This window comes from Actinomadura meridiana, assembly GCF_039537545.1.
In the GTDB taxonomy this organism is placed as follows: Bacteria; Actinomycetota; Actinomycetes; order Streptosporangiales; family Streptosporangiaceae; genus Spirillospora; species Spirillospora meridiana.
The window spans coordinates 147,343-164,214 of the sequence record NZ_BAABAS010000003.1; the positions used below are offsets into that span (position 1 = coordinate 147,343).

Sequence of the window (16,872 nt, forward strand, 5' to 3'; positions counted from 1 at the left end):
GGTATGAGCATTGAATCGCCGACTCTCGGGGGACGGCTGCAAGGCTGGCCGCCGTTCATCCGCGAGATGGACGCGACCCTCTCCGTCCACTCCCAGTACGTCCTGTCGGGCAACCTGCACGACAGCTTCCTCGCGCCGCCGCCGGACGTCGTCGGGCCCGCCCGCCTACTGCCGCTGCGCGGCCTGCTGTGGGAGACGCTGCGTTCCAGCGGCGCGTCCTGCATGATCGTGTACGACCCGGTGGACGGCCTCCAGGTGTACCCGGAGGCCGGGGACGAGATCGGCGACGAGGCGGCCCGGTCGGCGGAGCGGCTGATCGGCAAGGTCAAGGCGGACGAGAGGCCGTCGCTGGAGGCGCTGACCAGGCATCTGGCCGCGGTCGCCCGCCCGAAGGAGGACATCCGCGCCGCGTTCGTGATCGACTCGGCGTCGCGGATCGCCCGCACCCCGACCGACCTGGAGCCCGCCGAACGCGACTTCTTCCGGTTCTGCGCGAAGCTGTCGCGCAGCGCGCGTCCCGTCCGGGTGGCGGGTCCGCGGCCGAAGCCGCTGTACAACCCGATCGTGTGGCTGGTGGAGCGGCCGGGCGACCTGCCGCCGTGGCTGACGACCGACAACGAGACGATCCGCGAGATCACGATCCCGCGCCCGCATCTCGGCGACCGGCAGGAGACGGCGCGGCTGCTGGCCCGCGCGTTCGGGGTCAGCGACGTCGGCGCGGACGAGATCGCCGCCGCGGCCTGCGACGCCTTCGCCGAGCAGGCCGACGGCCTGACCCTCCAGTCGATGATCGAGGTGACGCGGCTGGCGAAGGAGCGCAACGTCGACCTGGCCGACCTGCCGGACGCCGTCCGCACCTACAAGCTCGGTGTGCTCGACAACCCGTGGAGCCGTGGCCATCTGCGGCGGCGGGTGCTGGAGGGCGAGAAACGCGTCCCGGAGCGGGTGATCGGGCAGCCGCAGGCCGTCACCAAGACGCTCGACATCCTCAAGCGGGCGGTGCTCGGCCTCTCCGGCGCGCAGGCGACCCGGTCGGGCAGCCGTCCGCGCGGGGTGCTGTTCTTCGCGGGGCCGACCGGCACCGGCAAGACGGAACTGGCGAAGGCCATCACCGAGCTGGTGTTCGGGGACGAGTCCGCCTACCTGCGGTTCGACATGAGCGAGTTCTCCGGCGAGGGGTCCGGCGACCGGCTGATCGGGTCGCCGCCCGGCTACGTGGGACACGAGGCGGGCGGCGAGCTGACCAACGCCGTCCGCGAGGACCCGTTCCGCGTGATGCTCTTCGACGAGATCGAGAAGGCCCACCCGCGCATCCTGGACAAGTTCCTCCAGATCCTGGAGGACGGACGCCTCACCGACGGGCGCGGCAACACCGTGCACTTCTCCGAGTCGATCCTGATCTTCACCTCGAACCTCGGGATGTACGTCCCGGGCACCGACCTGACCACCCGCGACTCGAACCCCTATGGTTCGCCGAACCGTGTGCAGAACATCACACCGGGGATGACGTACGACGAGGTGGAGCAGCGCATCAAGGGCGCCGTCGCCGGCCACTTCACCGAGGTGCTGAACCGTCCCGAGCTGCTCAACCGGTTCGGCGACAACATCGTGGTGTTCGACTTCATCTCCGCCGAGGCCGCGCACAAGATCTTCGACCTCCAGTTCGCGAACATCTGCCGCCGCGTGACCGACGAGCACCGGCTCGTCCTCGCGGTGAAGAGCGACGCGCTGACCACGCTGCGCGGCTGGTGCACCGAGGAGCTGGACAAGGGCGGACGCGGCATCGGCATGGCACTGGAGTCGTGTTTCGTCAACCCGCTGGCGCGCGCACTGTTCGACCGCGAACTCGTCGCGGACGAGAAGATCACCGTCACCGGCGTCCGGCGCGAGGGCAGCATCGTCCATCTGGAACTTCAGTGACGTCCGGCACACTGCTGCTCGCCAAGGCGCACTATCCGGTGACCACTCTTGGCCCCGGGACCCGCGCGGGCATCTGGACGCAGGGCTGCACGCTGCACTGCCACGGCTGCCTGTCCCGCGACACCTGGGACGCCGATCCGGCCAGGGCCGTACCGGTCGAGGCGGTCCTCGGCTGGCTCGCCTCCCTGCCCGGACCGGTCGACGGAATCACCATTTCCGGAGGTGAGCCGTTCCAGCAGCCCGAGGCGCTGGCGGCACTGGTGCGAGGGATCCGCGCGTGGCGAGACGGCCTTGACCATGAGACGATTGCGTTGGACATTTTGGTCTACAGCGGATATGTCTACTCTCGGCTCACCCGTAGCGGTGAGTCCCGCGAGATCCTGGACATGTGCGATGCGGTGATCACCGGGCCGTATGTCGATCGGCTCAACCCGGGGGGGCGACAGTCCCAGGGCGGCTCCCTACTCTGGAGGGGGTCGGCCAACCAGCGCGTCGTGCCGCTGTCCGCACTGGGGCGGGAACGGTACGGGGCACTGGCCGACATCGGGAAGACTGGAGAAGGAACAGGGCCCCAAGTGCAGGTGTCCGTGGACGAAGGGCCGGAGGGAAGGCGGGTGTACTACATCGGGATCCCGCGAAGGGGTGACATGGAGCACCTCACGTCGAGGCTCTACCGCGCCGGGGTGCGCTCGGGGGATGTGTCATGGCGACCTTGAACTGTCCTGTCTGTGACGAACCGTTCCAGCAGGGCGATCTGCTCTGCATGAGCTGCGGGGCCAACCTGGCCCGGGCGGGCGGTGCCCAGCGCGGATTCGACGACCAGAACCGGGGCTTCCCGCCGCCCCAGGGCCCCCAGCAGGGGGGCGCGCAGTACGGAGGCCAGCCGGAGTACGGTCGTCAGCCGGAGTACGGAGGCCAGCAGCAGTACGGTGGCCCGCCCGCGCCGCCGCAGGGCGGCCAGCCGTCCTACGGCCAGGCGCCCGACCCGTACCAGCAGCAGGCCCCCCAGCACCAGCCCTCCCACCAGCAGGCACCGCAGCAGGGGCCGCCGCAGCCACAGGGCCCGCCCGGACAGTCGTCCGACCCGTGGGGCCCGCCGCCGCAGTCACAGCAGCAGCAGGACCCGTGGGGTCCGCCGATGCAGCAGCAGGCGCCCGACCAGCACGCTCCACAGCAACACGGCCAGCAGCAACACGGTCAACAGCAGCACGGCCAGCAGCAGCAGGGTCAGCACGGGCAACCGCAACATGGGCAGCCCGCGTACGGTTCGCCGCAGCCGCAGGGCGGCCAGCAGCCGATGCCGCAGCAGTCACCGGATCCGTGGGGCCTGCCCCAACAGCAGCCGCAACAGCAGCAGGACCCCTGGGGCGCGCCGCAACAGCAGCAGCCCCCGATGCCGGACTACCAGCAGCAGGAGCAGCAGTACTCTCCCCCACAGGACCAGTACTCGCCCCAGCAGGACCAGCAGTACGCGCCCCAGCAGGACCAGTACGGTCGCGGCGGCGACCAGCAGTACCAGCAGCAGGACCAGTACGGCCTGCCGCAGCAGGGGCCCGCCGACAACCAGTACGGTCCGCCGCAGCCCGGCGGCCAGCCGCCGATGCCGCCCCCGCACGGGCGCGAGGCGACGCTGCTGCCGCCCGACCACAACCAGGGGCGGCAGCCCGACAGCACGGCGTTCATGTGCCCGTACTGCGAGGCCGTCCTGCCCCACCCGGGCGCCGCGCAGTGCGACTCGTGCCTGCGTCCGCTGCCGCAGAAGGGCACGCCCGTCCTGCGGGTGCTGTTCCCCACCGGCGAGCTCAAGGTGTCGGTCGGGCAGCACCTGGTGATCGGACGGGACGCCGGGCAGTCCCCCGTCGCGTCCACGTTCACGCAGTACGACAACGTGTCACGGCGCCACTCGACGGTGTGGCTCGACCCGTCCGGGACGGCTTGGGTCCGTGACGAGGGCTCCACCAACGGGACGTTCGTCAACGGCGAGCGTCTCCCCCGCGGCGTGGAGGCCCCGCTCCGCGACGGCGACCAGCTCCGCCTGGCCGCCGACGTGACCGGGACCGTCCAGCTGAGCTGACACCCGCGAAACGGCGAACGGCGGCCCCGAGGGTTCTCCCTCGGGGCCGCCGCCATTTTGGTCACCGTCTGGTCACCGTTGCCGGGCCGGGAACAAGCGGGCCGTGGACAAGCGGGCCGTGGACAAGCGGGCCGTGGACAAGCGAACGGGGGCCGCCAGGTACCGGACGGCCCCCGTCCCTTCAGCGCTCGGTCGGGACGTTCGGTCCGCCGCGGTCGGCCGTAACGTCGGCCCGCCGTAACGCCTGGTTCTCGGAAGATCAGCCTTGCGGGGGTTCAGCCACGTGATTCGGCACGGTGTCGGTTCGGCACGGTGGGCTCAGCCCGTTCGCTTCAGACGTGCCCGCGTGCGTTCGCGTTCCCTGGCGTCCAGGACGACCTTGCGGATGCGGACGGCACCCGGCGTGACCTCGACGCACTCGTCCTCGCGGCAGAACTCCAGCGCCTCCTCCAGGGACAGCTGCCGGGGCGGGGTGAGCCGCTCCAGCTCGTCACCGGTGGAGGACCGCATGTTCGTGAGCTTCTTCTCCTTGGTGATGTTGACGTCCATGTCATCGGACCGGGAGTTCTCCCCGACGATCATGCCCTCGTACACCTCGGTGGTCGGTCCCACGAAGAACGTGCCGCGGTCCTGAAGGTTGGTGATCGCGTACGCGGTGGCGGCGCCGCTCCTGTCGGCCACCAGTGAGCCGGAGGGACGAGTCCTCAGTTCCCCGAACCAGGGCTCGTAATCCTCGAACACGTGGTGCGCCATGCCGGTGCCGCGCGTCTCGGTCATGAACTCGGTGCGGAACCCGATGAGCCCGCGCGCCGGGACCAGGAACTCCATCCGGACCCAGCCGGTCCCGTGGTTGGTCATATGCTCCATGCGGCCCTTACGGACGGCCATCAGCTGCGTGACCGCGCCGAGGTGCTCCTCGGGGATGTCGACGGTGAGCCGTTCGACCGGCTCGTGCTTCTTCCCGTCGATGGTCTTGGCGACGACCTGCGGCTTGCCGACGGTCAGCTCGTAGCCCTCGCGGCGCATGCCCTCGACGAGGATCGCCAGGGCCAGCTCACCGCGGCCCTGCACCTCCCACGTGTCGGGACGTTCCGTCGGCAGCACCCTGATCGACACGTTGCCGACCAGTTCGCGCTCGAGCCGGTCCTTGACCATCCGGGCGGTGACCTTGGTGCCCTTCTCGCGTCCGGCGAGCGGCCCGGTGTTGGTGCCGACCGTCATCGAGATCGCGGGCTCGTCCACGGTGATCAGCGGCAGCGGGCGCGGGTCGTCCGGGTCGGCGATGGTGTCGCCGATCATGATGTCGGGGATTCCGGCGATCGCGATGATGTCGCCGGGACCGGCCTCGTCGGCGGGCTTGCGGGCCAGCGCCTCGGTCATCAGCAGCTCGGTGATCCGGACCCGCTCGACGCTGCCGTCGTGGCGGCACCACGCGACCTGCTGGCCCTTCTTGATCGCCCCGGCGTGGACGCGGCACAGCGCGATCCGGCCGAGGTAGCTGGACGCGTCCAGGTTCGTGACATGCGCCTGGAGCGTTGCATCCGGGTCATAGGACGGCGCCGGGATCGTCTCGGTGATGACGCCGAACAACGGCTCCAGGTCGGGGCTGTCGGGCATCTCGCCGTCGGCGGGCTTGTCGAGCGAGGCCCGCCCGGCGCGGCCGGACGCGAACACGATCGGGAAGTCGATCTGGTCCTCGTCGGCGTCGAGGTCCATGAACAGCTCGTACGTCTCGTCGACGACCTCGTCGATGCGGGCGTCGGGACGGTCGGTCTTGTTCACGACCAGGATCACCGGCAGCCGCGCGGCCAGGGCCTTGCGCAGCACGAACCGGGTCTGCGGGAGCGGGCCCTCGCTGGCGTCGACGAGCAGCACGACCCCGTCCACCATGGACAGCCCGCGCTCGACCTCGCCGCCGAAGTCGGCGTGGCCCGGGGTGTCGATGATGTTGATCGTCAGCCCGCCGTGCCGGACGGCGGTGTTCTTCGCGAGAATCGTGATGCCCTTCTCGCGCTCGAGGTCGTTCGAGTCGAGCACCCGGTCGTCGACGTCCTGGTTCTCGCGGAAGGCCCCGGACTGCCAGAGCATGGCGTCGACCAGCGTCGTCTTCCCGTGGTCGACGTGAGCGACGATCGCGACGTTCCGGAGATCGTCGCGCGTGGAGATGGGCATGCGGGCTCGCCTTGCGTGAGAGTTCGGGATCGGCCGCACACACGCGGCAAGCACAGTCTACTTGGCCCTGCATACCACCCCATCCCGCCGTTTTCGAACCGGGCCTGTCCCCTGCGGGCGGCCGACCCGCCACACCCCCCGGAACTGCCCAAAGGCAGGGGTTTTGTCACCTTTTGAGTAGGTCCAGCGCGGCTATGGCGTCTATCACAGGGCGGTCGCCGGGGAGCCAGTCGACGTCGTACAGGTCGTCCCGGGACAGCCAGCGGAGGGCCGTGTGCTCCAGCGCGCGGGGCTCGCCCTCGATGACCCGCGCCGTCCACACGCGCAGCAGGGCCCGGTCGCTCAGGAACCAGTCGTCGCCGATCCTGCGGCCGAGCCGCACCTTGACGTCGAGTTCCTCGTGGCATTCGCGGACGAGCGCGTCCTCGTCCGACTCGCCCGGATCGACCTTCCCGCCGGGCAGTTCCCAGCCGCCCGCCATGTGCGGGGGTTCGGCCCGCTGCGCGGTCAGCAGCAGCCCGTCCGAGATGATCGCCGCGCCGACGACCGTGAGCTTGTCGGTCACGCTCCGACCGCCTTCCGTACGATCCGCTCCAGATGGTCGCCATGGGCGCCGCGCCAGTAGACCTTCCCGCAGTCGGCGCAGCGTCCGTAGACGTCGTAGCTGCGGCGCGTCCCCGCTTCGAGGTCGCGTTCGATCTCGCGCTTGTCGACCTGGACGAGTTCGCCGTTGCAGGCGGTGCAGCGCGTCCACGGCCGCAAAACGGGCGCGAACCGGCCCAGCACGTCGGCCAGCTGGTCGTCCGCACGGGAACCACGGACGTAGGCGCCGAACCACAGCGCGCGGCGGCGCAGCAGGCCCCGGTCCTGGGTGAACAGGACGCGGCGTTCCGCGTTGGCCTGGACGACCAGCGCCGGGTCGTCCATGTCGTTGTGGTAGGCGGTGTCGAGGCCGAGCAGCCGCATCCGCCGCGCCAGTGTGCCGAGATGCACGTCGAGGAGGAACCGGGGCGCGTCCTGACCGGGTTCCAGCGGGACGCGCTGCGGACGCGGCACGGCCGCCACGCGCACCTCGCCACCCGGATCGGGACGGTCGGCCGGGTCGGCGGGCTCGCCGCCGACGGTCATCGGCCCGGCCTCGGGCAGCGGGACGCCCAGCGACTCCACGAGATGCCCGAGCGTGGAGGTGCCGTCCCACGGGACGCGGCTCACCGGCATCCGCCGCGCGGCGGGCAGGAACATCAACAGCTCGTCGGCGACCCGGATGGAAATCTCGGACTCCACGACGATCAGCATGCCACGTCCGGGCCCGGCCCCCTCCGCATTATCGGCTTCCTGTAGGGGCGGCGGCGGCGCGCGTTCGGGGTGTCAGCCGCCCGTCTGACCGGCGGCCAGCTCACTGGCCTTCTTCTTCAGGTCGGGCCGCGCGAGCGGACGGGTCACGCCCACCCAGTCGGGCCGCTTGTACGACTTCACGCCGATCGCGGGGACGCATGTCGAGCAGCTCGCGACGATCATCTTGCCCTTGCCGACGACCATCCCGACATGCCCGGGATTGTTGGACGCCGTCCCCGGGCCCGAGTTGAAGAACACCAGGTCGCCGGGCTGCTCGTCACCCTTCTTGATCTTCTTGCCGAACGGCCACTGCTCGAAGGTCGTGCGCGGGATGTTCAGGCCGACCGTCCGGTACGCGGCCTGGATGATGCTGGAGCAGTCCCAGGCGTCCGGCCCGTTGGCGCCGAACACGTACGGCTTGCCGCGCTGCGCCAGCGCGAACTGGATGATCCGCTGGATGAGGGCGCTGGCGTTCGCCGGCAGCTCGTTGTCCTCGCAGTTGATCCCGTTCGCCTGGACGACCTCGAACGCGCCGCCCGCGTACCGCTTCGCCCACTCCAGGACGAGGTTCACGTAGTCCCACGAGTGGTTGTACTGGAAGATCGCGGTCCGCATCCGGGTCGGGGCGCCGTTGTGCTTGAGGTACGCGGCGGCGGACGGGATCGCGTCCGCCGGGTTGTAGCGATCCTTGTGGCCGTCCTTGTCGCCGTCGACCGCGAACTCCTTCCACGTCGCGGCCAGGAACTGCATGGGGCCGCCCGCGCCCGCGTAGTTCTCCCCGCTCTTGACGCCCGGCAGGTTGGACGTGCCGTGCCCCGTCTCCACCTTGCCGATCCCGGCGAGGACGTTCCACGGGATGCCGTACTTGCCGCCAGCCGTCCGGTAGAACTGGAGATAGTTCGCCGGAATGGCCTTCGCGTCGGTCGCCGCGGCGGGCTGGGCACCGGCCCCCGCGACGTTCACGCAGTTGGAGCCGCCTCCGCCGAGGCCGCCGCCGAACAGGAACCGGCTCGCCCCGAACATCATCGGGACGAACAGCAGCGCGGAGAACATCGCGGCGGCGATGCCGACCGCCCCGAAGATCACTACGCGGCGGGTCATCCGGTGTCACCCGCCTGCCCGGCGTCGGCGGGCTGGAACGAGTAGATCCGCAGCGAGCCGCCGTTCCGCGTCACGGTGACCGCGTACTTGCGGCTGTCGCTGGACTCGGTGGTGCCCTTGGTGACCTGCTGCGTGCCCGTCACCACGAAGATGATCGAGTTGTCCTCGATGGTGCGGACCTGGTCGAGGGACGCCGAGCCGCGCGCGACGATCTGCTCCCGGCGGCGCTCCTCCAGCAGGCCGGGGGTGGTGGCGTCCCGGGTGAGCTGCGTCCGCAGGTCGTCGGTGACGAAACCGGCCAGCCGCTGCGAGTACGTCTCGGGCGGCTCGTCGAACCGGTACGTCCCGTAGGCGGCGACGAACCGCTGCGCGAGGTCGGCGGCGGTCGCGAACTCCTGCCGGGTGAACGGCAGCAGCCGGTAGATGTCGAAGTCGTTCGGGTTCACGGGCGTCTGGATGCCGGGCGGCGGGGACGCCGGGCCGGTCGGGGGCGCGGTGGCCGACTCGCTCGACTTGGCCTCCGGACGGTCCGGCCCGTCGTCGGGCTTGGCGAACGTCAAGTACAGGCCCGCGGCGGTGAGCAGTACCAGGATCCCCGCGAACAGGAGCCTGCGCTGCCGGTCGTTCAGGTTCATCGCCGCTCAGTCGTTCTCACCGGGCAGGCGTTCGGCGGGATCGACCGGACGCAGCCAGAACGGCAGCGGCGGGCTCTCCTGCGAACCGGACCTGGCCCACAGCGGCGGCGGCTTCTGCCCACCGCCCGTCCCGGACCCCGGCACGGACCCGGAGGCCGTCCCGCCGCCGGTGCCGCGCTGCCTGGGAATGTCGCCCGATCCGCCGGACCGTCCGCCACCCGAGCCCGACCCGCCGGAACCACCGGAACCACCGGAACCGCCCGAGCCACCCGAGCCGCCATTGGAACCGCCACCGCGGCCACGTCCGCGTTCCACGCCACCGGAGGACCGGCCGTTGCCGAACCAGCCGCCCCCGCCGCCGCCGCCGGAACCGCGGCCGTTGCCACCGGCCGAGCCGCCGCCGGACCCACCGGCGCCGCCCGAACCACCGGAACCGCCGCCCGAGGCGCGGCCACCGTTGGAACCACCGCTACCGCCGCCTCCGCCGCCGGAACCGCCGCGTCCCGTCCAGGACGGTGGGCGCGACGACGCCCGGCCCGAGCCGGGGGCCGACTTGCCGCCGCCGACCACCACGCCCTCGGCGGGCTCGGACGGTCCGTCGTCCGAGCCGCGCCCGTTGAGCGCGCCCGCGCGGGACGGCAGGTTCAGCGGCGGTGCGCCCCGCCGGGACCGCGAATGCGCGGCGGCACTGCCACCGCGCGGCCTGGCCGCCAGCACCGGGGCGTCCTCCGGCGACGGGCCCTCGCCCGCACCGACGCCCCGGCGGTCGGCCGCGACCGGGGCGGCCGCCGAGGCGTCGCGCTGCCCGGCCGTCGCCGCGGACTCGGACGTCGCCTCCCGCTTGGCCCAGCGGGCGAACCCGCCCGCGCCGAACGGAGCGACGGCCGCGATCGAGTTCCGGCGCGCCGTGGAGACGGACCGGTCGAGCTGCGTCTCGCTCTTCTCCCGCGAGCCGACCATGCCGTAGCCGACGGCGGAGAACAGGTGCTGGAACGGCTTGCGGTACACGAACGCCGCGAACGTCACCAGCGCGATGAGCAGGATTTGCAGGCCCCACGGCAGCGTCTCGCCGAGGATCAGCCCGTACGCCCACAGCAACAGCGACAGCACGCCGATCAGCGCCGCCTGTTTCAGCAGCATGGACAGCAACAGTTCCAGCCAGCGGACGGCGATCACCCGTCCGATGCCCGGATGGATGCCGATCCCGAGGAAGATCGGTCCGGCCACCAGCAGCAACAGGAACGCGATCTTCACCACGATCAACGCGATCGCGATCACCATGATCAGCACGCCCGCGACCAGCGCCGCCAGCAGCCCGCCGAACGCGATCGCCAGCCGGTTCTCCCAGTTCTTGCCCTGGAAGAGCGGATACGCCTCGGGATGTTTCTCCTTGAGATTGCCCGCGACGTCCTTGTACGCGTCGGCCTTCTTCCCGAGGTCGGCGCTGTTGTTCTTGCCGTACGTCTCGGGCAGGTCGACGGCCTGCGACCACAACAGCTTGTCGGCGTTCTCCTTCACGACCTGCGCGTTCGGGTCGGTGGTGCCGAACTCACCCTGCAACCACGGTTTGCAGACCAGCGCCACCCACAGCCGGTTCGCGTTGCGGGTCGTGTCGTCCAGGTTCTCCGCCGCCGACGGGTCGGGTTTGCCGCCGGGTCTCGGCACGCACTCCCCGCCCTTGGTGTTGCTCTGCGGCAACGCGGCGTCGAACGCGGCGCCCGTCGCCTCCGACGTCTTCGTCCCGAGCGTGGTGAAGTCGGAGGGCCGCGCGACCAGCCAGACCAGCGCGGTCATCGCGACGACCATCCAGATCACGCCCTCGGTGACCTTGCTGGCGCGCTTGCGGACGAGCCCCCACCAGGCCAGCCACATCGCGCCGAGGATGACGACCCACGACCAGTAGCGCGCGTTGAACGTCTTGCCCATGTCGCTGATGACGCCGTCGACGGTGTCCTTCAGCCAGCCGAGCAGCGAGTCGGACGCGGCCGCCTGGTAGACGCTGATCGTGGTCCGGTCGATGGCCCGGACGGCGGTGAACACGGTGTTGGCGATGCCATTGCCCATCAACGCCATCGCGTCGGAGCAGCCCATGTCGACCGCGTACCAGTACTGCCCGGCCGTGCCGTACCGGTCGTAGTTGGTCAGCTTCTCGACCGGGGTGTCGCGCAGTGCCTTGTTCGGGTAGTCCGGCGGCTTGATCATGCCGTCCGTCCCGGACCCGTACTGCTCCGGCGCGGGATTGTCGGCCGGCTTGCACACGTCGTTGGGCGACGGGAACGGTTTCGGGATCGACGCGGACGCCGGTGCCAGCGGACCGGTCATGAACAGCGCCATGATGATCAGCAGCAGCGCCGAGCGGCGCATCCCCGGATGCGGGCGCCGCCGCCGAAGCCGCAGGCGGCGCCGACGCAGGACCGATGGGTCCAGGCCCTCGCCGGGTGCGCGCTGTAGGCGCGCCATCGGGTCGCGGGGACCCCTCATCGACTGACCTCCTCGACCTCGGCCCCCGCGGCGGTGAGTTCGGATGCGCCCGGACGTGACCGGGTCGGGTTGGTGTCCAGCCAACGCTGTAGTTCCTCGGAGATCAGGTCGACGCCGATCCGTCCAGCCCGGCCGTCGAGATCGCGGAAGATGCACTCGCCGTTGCCCAGGTTGCGCAGCACGGCCTTGTGCTCCTCGGACGCCTCCACGCCGAGGAGCGCCATCACGTTGCCTACCTCGACCCGTTCGGTGGAACGGAACGAGAAGACCGACGACAGGCAGTTCGTCACCTGTTCGTTCAGCAGGTCACCGGCGTTCTGCGACACCAGGATCAGCGCCGTGTTGCGGGACCGTCCCATCCGCGACACCTCGGGCACCAGCTTCGCGCCCTCCGGGGTCGAGGTGATGGCCCACGCCTCGTCCAGGAAGATGGCCTTCGGCATCCGCCGGTCCAGGCCGTGCATGAGGCGCCGCGCGAACTGCGACACCAGGTACATCAGCGCCACCGACAGCCGCTGCTCGTAGGAGTAGTCGTCCCGCGAGATCGCGACGTCCGGCAGGGTGAGGCCGCCGAGCGTGAACACCGTCGTCCACCCGGCGGTGTCGATGCGGTCGCCGCCGGACGGGTCGAAGCACAGCCGCGCGAGCCGCATCTCCGACATCGACCGCAGCACCGCGCCGAGGTTCTTGGACGCCGGGTCGTCCGCGCCCTCCAGGTAGTCGACGACGCGGCCGAGCGACGGCCGCTCGGCGTTGGCGACCGCGCCGACCGCCTGGATCATCGCGGACTCGCGCTCCTCCGACATCCGCGGCAGCAGCAGCCGCAGCGTCTCGGTCGCCATCGTCTTCATGGTGGCGAGGTCGTCGCCGAACGAGAACGGGTCGAGCAGGCCGGGCGCCGCCGACCCGAGCGGCAGGATCCGCGCCCTCCTGCCCCGTGACTTCAACAGCTCCACCAGCGCCTCGGCGTCGCCCTTCGGGTCGATCGCCGCGATCGTGACGCCGCGCAGCGCCATCTGGTAGATCAGCAGCAGCGCCAGCGTCGTCTTGCCGCCGCCCGGCTCACCCGTGATCGCCACCGCGGTCGGACGGTTCCGCGCCGCCGCGACCAGCGGGTCGAAATGCACGATCGACCTGGCCCGGCCCAGCGTCTCGCCGATGTAGGGGCCGATCCAGCCCTCGTCGTGCTCGTCCGTCCGGTCGCCGAGGTCGACGGTCGCGACCGGCATGCCGCCCGCGATCGTGCGCAGCGGCTGGCGCTGCGCGTAGGCGTTCAACCTGATCCGGTCGCCGGGCAGCGACTCCAGGAACAGGGAGAACTGGTCGCCGGTGGAGTTGACGACGTCGATGCCGATGTCGCGGTAGTGCTCGACGACCGCGTCCACCCGCTGCGCGAGCAGCTCCGCCGTCGGCGCCGACACGATCAGCCGGTTCCACCCGTAGACGAACGGCAGCCGCTCCTTGGTGATGCCGTGCTCCAGCATCCGCGCCGCGTCGATCTGCTCCGCGAGCGCGATCGGCGCCTCCGCGCCCGCCTCCCGGATGTGCTGGTCCATGTCGCGGGCGTGCGCCAGCTTCCGCGACACGTCCTTGGACGCCTTCGCGGGCGGGATCAACTTCATCCGCGCACTGATCTCCACCGGGAACGGGAGCGCGTCGGCATAGTGGAACCACGGCTCGCCGTCCGGGAACGGCATCAGGTCGGGGAACCGCGCGAACGACAGGTACGCGACGTACGACGCGGCCGTCGCTCCGCCGCTCGCGCCCGCGAAGTCGGGCTGCTCGACGCGCAGGTAAGAGCGCCCGTTGTGGATGGCGCCCTCCACCAGCGACTCGATCTCGCCCTTGCCCCACGTCCGGCGCGGGACGGCGGACGGCGGCGGATCGGCCAGCGACCCCGTCACCGCGTGCTGGAACAGCCACGCCACCTCCGTCGACGTGGCGTGCCTGGCGTACAGGGCCGACCCGCCGAGCGCGCGGCCGACGCGTTCGGCCTGCTCCGTCCAGCGGGCGGTCTCCTTCTTGTCGATCGCGTCGTCGTGGACGCCGAGGACGCTCTCGCTGCGCTTGTAGAAGCCGAGGAGCTGCGACAGCACGCCACCGGACAGGTGCGCGCCCATCCCGCGCGGGCCGAGCCTTACACCGAGGTAGACCTCTTTCGTCCAGAAATCCTTGGCCCACACGTGCGCGTAGGTCTCCTCCAGGTACTCCCGCCACCCGGCGCCGTCGTCGGACGTGCGGTCGAGCGCCAGCGCCCAGTCGGCCGCCGGGTACGTCCGGTGCGCGATCCGCAGGTGCACCTCGGCGTCCTGCATGCGGATGCCCGCGAGCGCGATCGTGATGTTGGTGGCGAGCGCCTCCCGCTCCTCGTCGGTCGTGAACTCGTACGACACCGTGGGCAACCGGAAGTACGCCCAGGCGGCGTTGTCGGTCAGCAGCACGCGGTCGTCGAAGTACCGCACGGCCAGCCTGCTCGACTTGCTCATGCCGTCCTCCCCACCCCGGTCCATTGTGCGGGCGCGGCGGCGTCCGCCAAGCGCCGTCCGGGAGAGTGTTCGCCGTCCGGACGGTCATCAAGATCAGGCTTGACCGCAAGCCCGCCGACGGTGTCCGCTCGATGCCCGCGAGGGGCGCTCATCGGCTGGCCTCCTGCTCGTGCTGGAACTCCTGGTAACGCTCGGGCATGACGGTGAAGCCGCCGGCGACCACACCGGCCAGGGCAAGATAGGCACGCCGCGTCGGCGTGCGCAACGACCTCAGCTCGTTGCGCGGCGCGCGGTCCATGCTCAGGTGATCATCCCATGGAATGCGCACCAGGGCCCGGCACCGGCCGCGCGCCACGGCCTCGGCCTGCTCGACGTCGTCCATGCTGCGGCGGCTCACCCCGTTGATCACCGTGACCGCGCGGGACCGCAGCTCCTCGTAGCCGTGCCCGTCGAGCCACTCGAACGTCATCGCGACCGCGCGCGGCGCGTCGGCGCTGGCCGGGGCGACCAGCACCAGCTGGTCGGCGTACGGCAGGACGCGCGCGACGACCGCGGCCGCCGCGTCCAGCAGCGTCACCGAGTAGAACCGGTCGATCGTGCGGATCGCGAGCGCGTAGTCGCGGTCGTCCAGCGCCTGCAACGGGTTCTTGCCCGCGGCGATCACGTCGAGCCCCGACTTGGCCTGCGAGGTGTAGCGGCGCATCGCGGTGAGGCTGCCGACCTGGTCGGCCCGGGTGATGAGCCCGGTCAGCGTCTCGTTGGTGTCGCTGCGCGTCCGCCGGGCCAGCGCGCCGGGGCCGGGGTTCACGTCGATGGCGACGACCGGTTCGCCGTTGTGCTGCGCGAACGTGTGGCCCAGCATCAGCGACGTCACGGTCTGCCCCGCGCCGCCGGTGCATCCGAGCACGACGACGTGCCGCGTCCCGTGGAAGGGCTGCTGCAACCGCTGCTCGTAGTCGGCGTCGACGTCGCCGTGCCCGCCGCCGACGGCGTGGAACAGCCGTCGCAACCCGCCGCCGGTGACCTCGTGCTCCGGGTCGGGCGGGGTGATCGCGGGCCCGGACGGCGGCGGCGCCGGTGGCGGCGGCAACGGCCGTGGCCGGACGGGCGAGGCGGGCTGCGATCGCACCTCGCGCGGCGGCGCCTGCTGCTCCGGCGGAGCCGGGGCCTGCTGCTGCGGCTGGGTCTGCGCCTGCACGGGCTGCTGGGGCTGTGGCCCCGGCTCGGGCGCGGGCGGCGGCACCTGCGCCGGACGCGACGGCTGGGACAGCCCCTCCGACCACGGTCGCGGCGGCTCCATCCGCGGCGGCGGCGCGGGCTCGACCGGCTGCCGCGCCGCGGGCGCCGCCGGAACATCGGGCCGCGTGTCGGGCGCCCGCCGTCGCGGCTCGGTCGGCCGCGGCGTGGACGTCCGCCATCCGGCGACCTTCTTGTCGCCGACCTCGCCGTTGGAGCTCTCCTGGGCGCCGTCGCGTTTGGTGAGGTCCTGCCGTCCCTGCTCGGGCGCGGTGGGGGGCTCCTGCCGGACGTCCCGCCGCTTCGCCCCCGGCGACCAGACCGGCTCGGCGGCACGTTCCCGCTCGGCCGCCGGAACCTCCGGCTCCTTCGCCTCTTCCCGCTCGGGTGACGGCACCGGATTCGGCCGCGCCACCTGCGGAGACTGCTGGGGGATGTCCGGACGGGTGGTCGGCGGCGCGGCGGCCTGCCACACCTCGGGCTGCGCGCCAGGACGTCGAACACCGGACGCCAGCGCACGCTTACCGGACGGCGGCGCGGGCGCGGCGGATGCCGGGGCCTCGGACGCGGGAGCGCTGGACTCGGGCGCGGCGGGCGCCGGGGCGTCGGAGGGTTGGGCCTCGGGCGCGGGGGCGTCTGCCCCGGGCGTCGCCGTGGGCTGGGCGAGTTCGGCGGCGGGCTGCACGTCGTCCTCGTGGGAGATGTCGCGATGCGTACGCCGCCACGGCTTGGGCGGAGCCGCCGGAGGCTCGCTCTGCGCCGCGTACTCCGCGAGCGGCGGCGGCGCAGCGGCGGCCGACGGCCGCGGCATCCGAACAGGCCCGCCCGCAGGCCTCTGCGCGGCAGGCCCCTGCGCCACGGCACGCCTCTGGGCACCGGCCGGACCCTGCGCAGCGGCGGGGTTCTGCACGGCCGGAGTGCGCGCGGCCGGACTTTGCGCGACGGGACTTTGCGCGACGGGACCTTGCGCGGCCGGACTCTGCGCGGCGGCGGGGCTCTGGGTGGCGGCCGGGGCCTGGGGCGGGGCGGGGGTCTGGGCGACGGCGGGGGCCTGGGCTGCGGCGGGGGTCGGGACGACGGTCGGGCGCGGCGCGACGGTGGGTTGGGCGGGTTCGGCGGCGGCCTGCTTGCGCTTGCGGCGGGACTTGATCGCGGCGCGTTCGGCGGCGGCGACGGGGGCGGGCGCTCCGGCGCGGCGCCAGACGCGGGCCACGATGACGACCTCGCGGGGTTCGCGGATCGGGGTGAGGCGGCACCAGGTGCGGGGCTCGGTCAGGTAGCGGCCCTGCGAGATCAGGAGTTCGGTGAGGCGCTTGCCCTCGATGACGGGACGGGTCGCCAGCCAGGTCAGCACGAACGGCGGCACGATGTACAGCACGTGCCACGGCGACGCGAACGGGACGCCGACGAATCTGAGCAGGACGATCCAGGG

The 16,872-nt window shown here is 71.8% G+C and carries 11 protein-coding genes; 3 read left to right on the top strand and 8 right to left on the bottom strand.

Annotated features, from left to right (window positions below):
• The first annotated feature begins 3 nt into the window (after window positions 1-3).
• The 3 genes from ABD808_RS02215 to ABD808_RS02225 are packed head-to-tail and all read left to right on the top strand — an operon-like array spanning window position 4 to window position 3,994.
• Window positions 4-1,920: an AAA family ATPase gene (locus ABD808_RS02215; RefSeq protein WP_344888764.1), complete on the top strand. Its 1,917-nt coding sequence runs from the start codon at window positions 4-6 to the stop codon at window positions 1,918-1,920.
• Window positions 1,917-2,636, top strand: coding sequence for a 4Fe-4S single cluster domain-containing protein (locus ABD808_RS02220; RefSeq protein ID WP_344888767.1), 720 nt, complete (start codon window positions 1,917-1,919; stop codon window positions 2,634-2,636). Before ABD808_RS02215 ends, ABD808_RS02220 begins: the two co-directional genes overlap by 4 nt.
• Entirely contained in the window at window positions 2,624-3,994 is a 1,371-nt protein-coding gene (locus ABD808_RS02225; protein ID WP_344888770.1) for an FHA domain-containing protein, read from the top strand. Before ABD808_RS02220 ends, ABD808_RS02225 begins: the two co-directional genes overlap by 13 nt.
• 318 nt (window positions 3,995-4,312) lie before the next feature.
• Here ABD808_RS02225 and typA read toward each other — a convergent pair whose 3' ends face one another.
• From typA to ABD808_RS02265, 8 genes are all read right to left on the bottom strand, one after another.
• A complete protein-coding gene (gene typA, locus ABD808_RS02230; RefSeq protein WP_344888773.1) occupies window positions 4,313-6,166 on the bottom strand; it encodes a translational GTPase TypA in 1,854 nt (617 codons plus the stop codon).
• A 166-nt stretch (window positions 6,167-6,332) separates the two neighbouring features.
• Window positions 6,333-6,731 (bottom strand): (deoxy)nucleoside triphosphate pyrophosphohydrolase, encoded by a 399-nt coding sequence (locus ABD808_RS02235; protein WP_344888776.1) that lies wholly within the window; start codon window positions 6,729-6,731, stop codon window positions 6,333-6,335.
• Window positions 6,728-7,462: a Mut7-C RNAse domain-containing protein gene (locus ABD808_RS02240; RefSeq protein ID WP_344888780.1), complete on the bottom strand. Its 735-nt coding sequence runs from the start codon at window positions 7,460-7,462 to the stop codon at window positions 6,728-6,730. The genes ABD808_RS02235 and ABD808_RS02240 overlap by 4 nt, the downstream gene beginning before the upstream one ends.
• A gap of 72 nt (window positions 7,463-7,534) precedes the next feature.
• Window positions 7,535-8,602, bottom strand: coding sequence for a C40 family peptidase (locus tag ABD808_RS02245; RefSeq protein ID WP_344888783.1), 1,068 nt, complete (start codon window positions 8,600-8,602; stop codon window positions 7,535-7,537).
• A complete protein-coding gene (locus tag ABD808_RS02250; protein ID WP_344888786.1) occupies window positions 8,599-9,237 on the bottom strand; it encodes a hypothetical protein in 639 nt (212 codons plus the stop codon). Before ABD808_RS02250 ends, ABD808_RS02245 begins: the two co-directional genes overlap by 4 nt.
• 6 nt (window positions 9,238-9,243) lie before the next feature.
• A complete protein-coding gene (locus ABD808_RS02255) occupies window positions 9,244-11,718 on the bottom strand; it encodes a type IV secretion system protein (RefSeq protein ID WP_344888789.1) in 2,475 nt (824 codons plus the stop codon).
• Window positions 11,715-14,204: an ATP-binding protein gene (locus ABD808_RS02260; RefSeq protein ID WP_344888793.1), complete on the bottom strand. Its 2,490-nt coding sequence runs from the start codon at window positions 14,202-14,204 to the stop codon at window positions 11,715-11,717. Before ABD808_RS02260 ends, ABD808_RS02255 begins: the two co-directional genes overlap by 4 nt.
• A gap of 148 nt (window positions 14,205-14,352) precedes the next feature.
• The coding region (locus ABD808_RS02265; RefSeq protein ID WP_344888796.1) for a TcpE family conjugal transfer membrane protein at window positions 14,353-16,872 on the bottom strand (2,520 nt) is incomplete at its 5' end.